Below are 6,773 nucleotides of genomic sequence, written 5' to 3'. Positions count from 1 at the left end.
CATCGCGACGACACGGCCCGCGCCGATATTGGTGTGCCCGACCTCGGAGTTACCCATCTGCCCCGTGGGCAGGCCCACATCGGGGCCGTGGGTGACAAGGGTGGCATTGGGGCAGGTTGCCATAAGCCTGTCAAAACAAGGGGTTGCGGCGAGGGAAGGGGCGTTTCCGGGCCCGGCGGGGGCAAGGCCCCATCCGTCGAGAATGCATAGCACCACGGGCTTGGGAACGGCCATCTGAACCCCCTTTTTCACAACGCTCCCCCGCGTTCTAGGCCCGCCACGACCCGCACGCAACCTCTACCGGGCGGCATCGGGACGCGCCCGAAAAGGGGGGGCGCCCCCCGTACACCCCCCGTACACCGGGCGTGCAGACGGGGAGGGAGTTTGGGAGACATGAAGCGCGCCATAAGAAGGCGTGGATTACGCATGTCCGATTAGGTAAAGTCGGCTCATTGTTTCATTGATAGGTCGGACAATGGCGACGCAATTTACGTTCAACGCTCAGTACGCCAGTGATGGCAGTTTCTTTAGCTCCGGTGGCGATACGGATGTAACGATAACGGCGCTCGTGGATGACGGTGTCATCTCTCAGGGCGACGTGGTTCAGGTCAGTGGGCTAGAAGCGTTCGTTGTCACGGATAGTGGTATCTCCGACGGCGGAAATGCCACCTATGTCGGCAGCGGCACGTTTAACGGGCAGGTAGGTTATGTCTTCACCACCGACGGGAGCCTTACCGATCCAGATGCGATTTTGGTGCTGACCAATGAGGGGGCATTCACTGTTGCCACGCGTGAGAGCATCAACAGCTTCGCGCGCAATACCACGACCCAAACGCTGAGTTCGACACCAGCCTGTTTCTTGGCAGGGACCTTGATTGCGACACCGGACGGGAGCTTAGCTGTCGAAGCCCTCTCTCCGGGGAGCTTGATACTGGATATGAACGGGCGCTTGGTGTCCGTGAGATGGATCGGCCGTCAGACAGTCTCTGCTCTGTTTAACCCCGCGGAACGACTTTTGCCGGTGCGCTTTGCCGCGGGATCTTTGGGCAATGGTCTGCCCTTCTCTGACCTCACGGTCACGGCCGATCACGGGATGCTGGTGGATGGGGTGATCTGCCACGCAGGGGCGCTGGTGAATGGGACGACGATCACGCGTGTTCCTTTGGACGAGATGGGCGAGACCTTCACGGTCTACCATATCGAGACCGAAGCGCATGAGATCATCCTCGCCAACGGCGCCGCGGCGGAGACCTTCATCGACAACGTGAGCCGACGGGTCTTCGACAACTATGCCGAGTTCGAGGCGCTCTTCGGCGATGTGCCGGAGATGGAAGATCTGCCTTACCCGCGTGCGATGAGTGCGCGTCAGGTTCCCGCGCGGATCAAGGCGTTGCTGGCAGGCAAAGCCGCCGCCTGAGGCGTGATTGGGTGGGCAGCCTAGACCCTGTGATAGGGACTTCCCGCCAGAATGGACGCGGCGCGGTAGAGTTGTTCGGCAAGCCTGATGCGGTCCGGCATGTGGGGCCGGACCGTGGCCCGTCACTCTAGCCCAGGCGTTTCTTGGCGCTGTCCTTGATGCGGCGCCAGAAGCTGCGCTTGGTGCTGTTCACGCCGGGCGCCATATCGACAACTGCGCCGCTTTGCAGGCTGGCCTTGAGATGGGCGTTGCGGATCTTGTCCCGCAGGGCCGGGTCGCGCGTCCAGAAGTCGTTTGCCCCGATCCGCCGGGCGAGCTCGTATCCCTTGGCGTGCAGGAGCTCTGCGACCTGGGTTTCGATCCCCTGCTTGGCGCGCGCGTCATCCTTTTCCACGATCAGGACCCGGATGTCGAAGGCACCGAAGTCGAGCCCTCGCAGGGCGGGCAGTTCCGCGCCCTCGATGTCGATCGACATCATGTCGATCACGGCCGGTGCGCCGACCTCGGTCAGAAGGGTTGTCAGGGTGGCGGCGCGGACCTTGTATTCGGTGTAGCTGTCCAGCGTCACGCCCGAGCGGTTCTTGATGAAATAGTCTCGCTGGTCGCGGTCGAAGGTGGACAACGACCCGCTCTCGACGCCGTAAAACGTCAGCTCTCCGTCGGTTTCGCCAACGGCGGCGTGTGCCAGCTGCGCGTTCGGGCGGTTGGTTTGCATCTGCGCGAATAGCATCGGGTGCGCTTCGATCAGGAGTCCGGTCCAGCCAGCGCCTTCGAGGTCGAAGGTATTGGACAGCTGAACCCCTTCGAGCGCGCCAACCTCTACGAAGTAGCCAGAGGTCCCAATGACTTGAAGAATGAGCGCGTCTTCGCCGTGCTGAGAATGAAAAAGGGTATCGGACATGAAGCGCCTCGTATTCAGTTCGGCAATAGGGTGCCCAAGGATGCGCGCACCGCAGTTGGGTGTTCTATAGAACGGTCGTCGCGCGGATTGAAGCTTTGTCATAGACCCCGGCAGTACGGGGCCGGGGCGTCCATCCCCTCACACCCGATGATACGGGCTGCCCGCCAGAATGGACGCAGCGCGGTAGAGCTGTTCGGTCAGCATCACGCGGGCGAGCATGTGGGGCCAGACCATCGCGCCGAAGCTCAGCACCATGTCGGCCTGATCCACCAGCGCGGGGTCGATGCCGTCGGCGCCGCCGATCACGAAGGCCATGTCCTGAGCGCCCTGGTCACGGCGCTTGGCAAGAGCGCCCGCGAAATCGGGCGATGACATCACCCGGCCGCGTTCATCGAGCGCGCAGACCAGCGCGCCCGCAGGGATCGCCTTGCGCAAAAGCTCCGCCTCGGCGGGTTTGCCGCCGCCCTTCTTGTCCTCGACCTCCACGATTCGCGCGGGGCCCAGGCCAAGCGCCCGCCCCGTCCGGTCGAACCGTTTCAGATAGTCGGTAACAAGCTCTGCCTCGGGTCCGGCCCGAAGCCGGCCCACAACGCATAAGGTCACCCGCATGAGAAGATCAGACGCTGCCGGTGGGCAGCCACATCTTCTCGAGCTGGTAGAACTCCCGCACTTCGGGGCGGAATACGTGGACGATCACGTCGCCCGCGTCGATCAGCACCCAGTCGCCGGTGTCTTTGCCTTCCATCCGGGCCGACAGCCCGAAGGTTTCCTTCAGCCGCTCGACAAGCTTCTCGGAAATCGCCGCGACCTGCCGCGACGAACGCCCCGAGGCGATGACCATGTAATCGGCCATCTGGGACTTGCCGCGCAGGTCGATCTGGACGACCTCTTCCGCCTTGTCATCGCTGAGGGAGTCGAGCACCTGGGCGAGCAGAGCGTCGCTCGTCAGGGTCTTGGTGGGGCGCGCGATCCGCGCCACGGGTGCAGCCTGGGTTTCGGCCGCCTGAACAGGTCCAGTCAGGACGTGGTCCTCCTTCGCAACGCGCCGCAGCAATCCCCGGCGCCGGGATAGGGTCAAGATAGCATCGGGGTGGGGCTGTCTCAACCGGCGCGCTGATTCGCAAGGGGAATCAAGATGGCCCCTGTGGCCAATCTGTCAAAAGAGGCCTGCGGCGAGGGGGGCCAGGATGGCGGTGAGAATGGCGTTAAGCCCCATGCCGATGCCGGAAAAGGCGCCGGCGGTCTGGTTGACCTGGAAGGCGCGGGCGGTGCCGATGCCATGGGCCGCGACGCCCACGGCGAAGCCGCGCGCGCGCCAGTCACGGATGCGCAGAAGGTTCAGCAGCGGCGTGGCGACGATGGCGCCGATGACGCCGGTCAGGATCACCAGGACCGCTGTCAGCGCAGGGGCGCCGCCGATGCGCTCGGACACGCCCATGGCGACGGGGGCGGTGGCGGATTTGGGGGCGAGGGAAAGTAGCGGCTCAAGCTCCAGCCCAAGCGCGTTGCCAATGCCAAGGGCCACGGCGATGGCCGTGACAGAGCCCGCCAGCAGCGCCGCCAGCATGGGCAGCAGCGCCTTGCGCACGCGTCCGAGATTGGCGTGAAGCGGCACGGCCAGCGCCACCGTCGCGGGGCCGAGCAGAAAGTGAACGAACTGCGCGCCTTCGAAATAGGTCTCATAGGGCGTGGCGGTGACCCAAAGCGTGACCGCCAGCATGATCACGGCCAGCAGAACCGGGTTGGCCAGCGGCGCGCGCCCAGCCAGTTGTGACAGCCAGTCCGCCGCAAGGTAGGCGGCCAGTGTCAGGGTCAGCCAGACCAGCGGGCCTTCGGACAGGTAGGTCCAGAGCTGCCAGACCTCAGTCATCCCCGGCCCCCGTGACCCGCGCGACGCCGACGAAGACGAGGGCTCCGACGGCAATGGCCAGGATGGTGGACACCACCAGCGCGGCAACGAGGGCAACCCCGTGCGAGGCAATGAGATCGAGATGCCCCACAACGCCGACCCCCGCGGGCACGAAGAGAAGCGAGAGGTGTGAAAGAATGCCGTTTGCCGTGGGCCGGATCGCCTCGGCCAGCCTTGGGAAGGCGACCATCGCGGCCAGAAGCAGAACGAGGCCAAGCACCGGGCCGGGCATCACGGGCAGGGCAGCGCGGCTCAGAACCTCGCCAACCAACTGAAAGACCAGCAGAACCGTGATGTGAAGGATCATTGCCAGCCCCTCGATACCCTGCCGCCACCCTAGCCCCGGCCGGGGCCTGCGCAAACGAAAAACCCCCGGTCGCTGGAGGACCGGGGGCCTTGGTGCACCTGAAGGGAGGATCAGGCGGGGACGGCAGCGCCGGAGACGGGCTTGAAGTGCTTGCGGGCCAGCATCCAGACCAGAACGATCATGGCGAACTGGAAGGCAACCGCGACACCCGAGATGGCCCAGTAGGCGACCGAGTACTTGGCGACGATGCCAGCGGCCACGAGGCCCTTGTTCAGCCAGAAGTGGGTCATGACCGAGAGGGCGACACCGGGGCAGACCAGCGCATAGGAGCCGGCCGAGGTTTCCGACCCGGTCACGAAGCGGGCGACGTAACCCACGCGGGACAGGACCGCGAGTCCGAAGAGCGCGAAGATCACCTCGATCGACAGGAAGCGGGTCAGCAGGACCAGCGTGTCGGCGGCGGTGCCATGGGCCTCGAAGCTGACATGCAGGCCGTGGTTCTGACGCAGGATGGCAATGCCGATCACGGTCATCAGCGGGATCACGACCATCAGGGTCGGGGCCGCTTCCACGTTGACGCCATGTTCCAGCATGGGCCGCACGCTCATGACCATGACGATGAGGGCCAGGATGATCGCTGCGGTAATGAAGAAGGTCGACAGCACGATCGAGACACCGGCCACGACGGGCACCAGCGTCATGGCGGCAGGCGCGGCGAGGCCGACACCGGTCATGGCCAGGGCGAAGGCGGGCAGCATCTGGGCGAAGCTGTTGTTGGCGGAGCAGTCGAAGCCGCCGGAATGCAGGCGTTCCTTGATGAAGTGACCCAACTCGCGGAAGGCCAGCCAGCCGATGGCGAGAAACGCAGCCATTGCCACGGGGAAGAGGTATTCCACGATGCTCCACAAGCCCGGCACGAAGGTCAGTCCAAGGATGAAGGCCGCGTTGACCGACATGGCCAGGGCCAGCGGCAGCGCCAGAACCTGGCTGCCAGCGTTGGACTTGGCGAAGGCTTCATAGGCGTCAGAGCGGCGGAAGGCGGCGAAGCGGCCCAGGTTGAAGGCCAGGAGCTTGAGGTTGAGGAAGCCGAAGATGGCGATCCCTGCCCAAGCGCCAAGAACCATCGCCTGCTGCGCCAGGGTGCCGCCGGTCAGCATGGCCCAGTTGTCTTCGAAGATCGGCACCGGGCGTCCGGTATGGGGAACCCAGAACATCAGCCACATGAAGAAGGTGACGGTGAGGCCGCCCGCGCCCACGGAGGCGAGGAAGTAGAGCGGCGAATAGCGGTTTGCTGCGAGGGTCATACTGGACACTCCATTAATTGACAATGACAATCAAGTAGCGCGGCAACGTTGCGGGCGCAACAAATAAATTGACCTTGTTAACTAACATGATGTCGCACCCATATATTGTGGATAAGTAGCGAAAAACCGCCAGATACGGGGGCTGTCCGTTGACTCAGGGGCGTTTGCTCAGAGAAACTCCGGCAGTGGAATCAAGAAAAGGCAGGCACGTGCGGTTCTCGCGGCTCAGGCTCAACGGTTTCAAAAGCTTCGTCGATCCGACCGATCTGATCATCGCGGACGGTCTGACCGGCGTTGTCGGGCCGAACGGTTGCGGCAAGTCGAACCTGCTGGAAGCCCTGCGTTGGGTCATGGGGGAAAACCGCCCGACCGCCATGCGCGGTGCCGGCATGGAAGACGTCATCTTCGCGGGGGCCTCTACCCGCCCTGCGCGCAACTTCGCCGAAGTGGCGCTGACCATCGACAATACCGAGCGGCTTGCGCCCGCCAGTTTCAACGAATCCGACCAGCTGGAGGTCATTCGCCGGATCACGCGCGACGCCGGATCGGCCTTCAAGACCAACGGCAAGGACGTGCGCGCCCGCGATGTTCAGATGCTGTTTGCCGATGCCTCGACCGGGGCGCATTCGCCCGCGCTTGTGCGGCAGGGGCAGATCTCGGAGCTGATCAATTCCAAGCCCAAGGCGCGTCGCCGTATCCTCGAAGAGGCCGCCGGGATTTCAGGGCTCTACCAGCGCCGCCACGAGGCCGAGTTGAAGCTGAAGGGGGCTGAGACCAACCTTGCCCGTGTCGAGGATGTGCTGGAACAGCTGACAGGCCAGTTGAACCAATTGGCACGCCAGGCCAAGCAGGCGGCCCGTTACCGCGAAATCGGCGGTGAACTGCGCCACGCCGAGGGGATGTTGCTCTATCGGCGCTGGAAAGAGGCCGACGAT

Annotated in this window: 8 protein-coding genes and 2 pseudogenes; 2 read left to right on the top strand and 8 right to left on the bottom strand. The window is 64.1% G+C overall.

Annotation, left to right across the window (positions count from 1 at the left end):
• Nucleotides 1-234 (bottom strand): annotated as a pseudogene (locus ACEQXV_RS10990) (2,3-bisphosphoglycerate-independent phosphoglycerate mutase); the annotation flags it as partial.
• 241 nt (nucleotides 235-475) lie between these two features.
• Between ACEQXV_RS10990 and ACEQXV_RS10985 the strand changes: the two are divergent.
• Entirely contained in the window at nucleotides 476-1,417 is a 942-nt protein-coding gene (locus ACEQXV_RS10985; RefSeq protein ID WP_370269150.1) for a Hint domain-containing protein, read from the top strand.
• A gap of 20 nt (nucleotides 1,418-1,437) precedes the next feature.
• On the opposite strand, the pseudogene ACEQXV_RS10980 reads toward ACEQXV_RS10985, so the two are convergent.
• The 7 genes and pseudogenes from ACEQXV_RS10980 to ACEQXV_RS10950 form a co-directional block, all read right to left on the bottom strand.
• Nucleotides 1,438-1,530 (bottom strand): annotated as a pseudogene (locus ACEQXV_RS10980) (23S rRNA (pseudouridine(1915)-N(3))-methyltransferase RlmH); the annotation flags it as partial.
• Between the two features lie 14 nt (nucleotides 1,531-1,544).
• Nucleotides 1,545-2,318, bottom strand: coding sequence for an FkbM family methyltransferase (locus ACEQXV_RS10975; RefSeq protein WP_370269149.1), 774 nt, complete (start codon nucleotides 2,316-2,318; stop codon nucleotides 1,545-1,547).
• 138 nt (nucleotides 2,319-2,456) lie between these two features.
• Complete coding sequence (gene rlmH / locus ACEQXV_RS10970; protein ID WP_370253493.1) at nucleotides 2,457-2,927, bottom strand: 23S rRNA (pseudouridine(1915)-N(3))-methyltransferase RlmH; 471 nt, start codon at nucleotides 2,925-2,927, stop codon at nucleotides 2,457-2,459.
• A gap of 7 nt (nucleotides 2,928-2,934) precedes the next feature.
• The gene (gene rsfS / locus ACEQXV_RS10965; protein ID WP_370253499.1) at nucleotides 2,935-3,297 is read right to left on the bottom strand and encodes a ribosome silencing factor; all 363 of its coding nucleotides are present in this window, start codon (nucleotides 3,295-3,297) and stop codon (nucleotides 2,935-2,937) included.
• 177 nt (nucleotides 3,298-3,474) lie between these two features.
• Entirely contained in the window at nucleotides 3,475-4,188 is a 714-nt protein-coding gene (locus tag ACEQXV_RS10960) for an LrgB family protein (protein ID WP_370253491.1), read from the bottom strand.
• Nucleotides 4,181-4,534, bottom strand: a complete 354-nt coding sequence (locus ACEQXV_RS10955) for a CidA/LrgA family protein (protein WP_370253490.1) — start codon at nucleotides 4,532-4,534, stop codon at nucleotides 4,181-4,183. Before ACEQXV_RS10955 ends, ACEQXV_RS10960 begins: the two co-directional genes overlap by 8 nt.
• A 110-nt stretch (nucleotides 4,535-4,644) precedes the next feature.
• On the bottom strand, nucleotides 4,645-5,838 hold the full coding sequence (locus ACEQXV_RS10950) for a hypothetical protein (protein WP_370269148.1): 1,194 nt from the start codon (nucleotides 5,836-5,838) through the stop codon (nucleotides 4,645-4,647).
• 209 nt (nucleotides 5,839-6,047) lie between these two features.
• Between ACEQXV_RS10950 and ACEQXV_RS10945 the strand changes: the two genes are divergently transcribed.
• Nucleotides 6,048-6,773, top strand: a 726-nt coding sequence (locus tag ACEQXV_RS10945) for an AAA family ATPase (protein ID WP_370269147.1), incomplete at its 3' end; no start/stop codon positions are given.

It is taken from the genome of Nioella sp., from assembly GCF_964229645.1.
In the GTDB taxonomy this organism is placed as follows: domain Bacteria; phylum Pseudomonadota; class Alphaproteobacteria; order Rhodobacterales; family Rhodobacteraceae; genus Nioella.
The sequence above is the reverse complement of the archived record's forward strand: the minus strand, read 5'-3'. Positions and strand labels throughout refer to the sequence as shown.